At 43.6% G+C, this 1,014-nt stretch carries 1 protein-coding gene; it reads right to left on the bottom strand.

Going from position 1 to position 1,014, the window contains the following annotated elements; genetic code table 11:
• The coding region (locus tag L3N51_RS12325) for a cbb3-type cytochrome c oxidase subunit I (protein ID WP_238027513.1) at positions 1-788 on the bottom strand (788 nt) is incomplete at its 3' end.
• Positions 789-1,014 lie beyond the last annotated feature (226 nt).

Below are 1,014 nucleotides of genomic sequence, written 5' to 3'. Positions count from 1 at the left end.
TACACGAGCGGGTGGTCAGCGAACCAGAACAGTCCCTTCCACACCTCAGCGTTGGGAATGCCGAAGAGGTAGATGTTTAATCCTCCGATTGGAGAGAACAGGCTCCACATATCAGCAATGAATACGGAAATGTTGGCAAAGGCCATCATTATCATATCCATGACGATGAACCCTATAGCAGTGGGGACTAATCTTCCCTGGACTCTGCCTAGGAAGGAAGTGCCTAGTACAGAGGCCATTTCCATCCATTCGCCTACTACCATCATACCGTAGCCGATGTACCAGGTTGGCGAAGCCTTTAACGGATTTAAAAAGGTAAACATGTACTGGTTCTCCACACCGCCAAAGTTCATCATGAATAATGCTATGATGCTTATCCAGAATCCTGCGTTAGCCACTTTGGGCCACTTTATGAGCCTGGAGCCGTTCATTGCGGGTATCATATAGAAGGACACTGCAAATACAGTGTTGAATACGGCACCGAATATCATGTCCATGACGTGGTTGGTCATGGCCTGGAAGTAATACGCAGGATCCAGGACCACTGGTACGCCCTCACTGCTCAGTCCAGCCTGACCCCTCAGGAACAGCGCGAAGGCTCCTCCAATGAACAGAAACATTAACCCAGCAAATATCAATTTTATAGCCATAGTCTTATAGTCTTCAGAATATAGTACCTTCATGAAAATGTTTCTTCTTGCTTCTCTTTCCTGTACCTCTTGATACTGCCTTGCCCATTCAGCTAATTTTTCCCTATCTTGCCTCCGAATTTCCTCTTTGGATGCCATTTGTCTTCATTGTAAGAAAAAGAAGTATAAAAAGATTCATGTCGAACTTTAATGTCATTACTTCATCGTCATGCAAGGGCTATCCATTTTAATTAAACATTGAAATATTTTAGGAAAGAAAACATTTAGAGACTAAAATAACCTAAGATGTAGTTTGTGGAGTTTCTGAAGAGCTAACCTTAAAAACGCGTATTACCCATGTTGGTTATGCCCTCCGAGAAGAGGA

Source organism: Metallosphaera javensis (ex Hofmann et al. 2022), from assembly GCF_022064045.1.
In the GTDB taxonomy this organism is placed as follows: Archaea; Thermoproteota; Thermoprotei_A; order Sulfolobales; family Sulfolobaceae; genus Metallosphaera; species Metallosphaera javensis.
Note: the sequence above shows the minus strand (reverse complement) of the source record. Positions and strands in the feature narration are given on the sequence as shown.